This is a genomic window from Halorubrum sp. SD612 (assembly GCF_002135005.1).
The window spans coordinates 1-1854 of record NZ_NEWI01000313.1; the positions used below are offsets into that span (position 1 = coordinate 1).

General features: G+C 70.6%; 1 protein-coding gene. It reads left to right on the plus strand.

Annotated elements, in window-relative coordinates; translation table 11 throughout:
* The coding region (gene rqcH / locus B9G38_RS16830) for a ribosome rescue protein RqcH (protein WP_086221132.1) at positions 1–1852 on the plus strand (1852 nt) is incomplete at its 5' end.
* Positions 1853–1854: the final 2 nt, after the last annotated feature.

A 1854-nucleotide genomic window follows, 5' to 3' on the forward strand; every position in this document is an offset into this window, starting at 1 on the left:
CACCACCCTCGTCGCCGAGCTGTTCGGGCAGGGGAACGTCGCCGCGCTCGACGAGACGGGCGAGGTGATCGGGGCGCTGTCGACGGTGCGACTGAAGTCCCGCACCGTCGCGCCCGGCTCGCAGTACGAGTACCCGGCCTCCCGCCTCAACCCGCTGGACGTGAGCCGCGGCGCGTTCGACCGCCACATGCGCGAGTCGGACAGCGACGTGGTGCGCACGCTCGCCACGCAGCTCAACCTCGGCGGCCTGTACGCCGAGGAGGTGTGTACCCGGGCCGGCGTGCCGAAGGAGACGCCGATCGGCGAGGCGACCGACGACCAGCTCGGCGCGCTCCACGACGCCCTCGCCCGGATCGACGAGCGGCTCCGGTCGGGCGACGTCGACCCGCGCGTGTACGAAGAGGAGCTGTCCGGCGACGAGGCGGACGACCGCGAGCCGCGCGTCGTCGACGTGACGCCGTTCCCGCTCGCGGAGCACGAGGGCCTGCCGAGCGTCGGCTTCGACTCGTTTAACGCCGCCGTCGACGAGTACTTCTACCGGCTCGCGAACGAGGAGACCGACGACGGCGAGGCGCCGGCGGACGCGAGCGCCTCGCGGCCCGATTTCGAGGGGGAGATCGCCAAACAGGAGCGGATCATCGAACAGCAGCGGGGGGCGATCGAGGGGTTCGAGGAGCAGGCGCAGGCGGAACGGGAGCGAGCCGAACTCCTGTACGCGAACTACGACCTCGTCGACGAGGTGCTCTCGACCGTGCGCGAGGCCCGCGAGGACGAGGTGCCGTGGGACGAGATCGAGGAGACCCTCGACGCCGGCGCGGCGCGCGGCATCGAAGCCGCGGAGGCCGTCGTCGACGTCGACGGCGGCGAGGGAACGGTGACGGTCGAACTCGACGAGGAGGGCGGCGACGCCGAGGGAGACGGCGGTGGAACGACCCGGGTCGAGCTCGACGCGGGCGAGGGCGTCGAGGTCAACGCCGACCGCCTCTATCAGGAGGCGAAGCGCGTCGAGGAGAAGAAGGAAGGGGCGATGGCCGCGATCGAGTCCACCCGCGAGGAGCTGGAGGCGGTCAAAGCGCGGAAGGCCGAGTGGGAGGAGCAGCAGGCCGACGACGGGGGCGGTGGCGACGGCGGCGACGGCGAGGGCGACGACGAGGAGTACGAGACCGACTGGCTCTCGCGCTCCTCGATCCCGATCCGGAGCCCCGACGACTGGTTCGAGCGGTTCCGCTGGTTCCACACGTCGACCGGCTACCTCGTCATCGGCGGCCGCAACGCCGACCAGAACGAGGAGCTGGTGAAAAAATACATGAGCAAACACGACCGGTTCTTCCACACGCAGGCCCACGGGGGACCGGTGACGATCCTGAAGGCCTCCGGTCCCTCCGAGTCGGCCGATCCGGTCGACTTCTCCGAGGAGACGCTGCGCGAGGCGGCGCAGTTCGCGGTCTCCTACTCGTCGGACTGGAAGGACGGCCGCGGGGCGGGCGACGCGTACATGGTCGAGCCCGATCAGGTGTCCAAGACGCCCGAGAGCGGCGAGTACATCGAGAAGGGGAGCTTCGTGATCCGCGGCGACCGCACCTACTTCGAGGACGTCCCCTGCCGGATCGCCGTCGGCGTCCAGTGCGAGCCGGTCACCCGCGCGATCGGCGGCCCTCCCTCGGCGATTGTCGACCGCGCGGCCGCGCACGTCACCTTCGAGCCGGGGATGTACGCGCAGAACGACGCCGCGATGATGGCGTACCGTAACCTGAAAGAGCGGTTCGCGGACCAGTCGTTCGTGCGGAAGGTCGCCAGCGCGGACCAGCTCCAGGAGTTCCTGCCGCCGGGTGGGTCGGACATCGTAGACTGAGG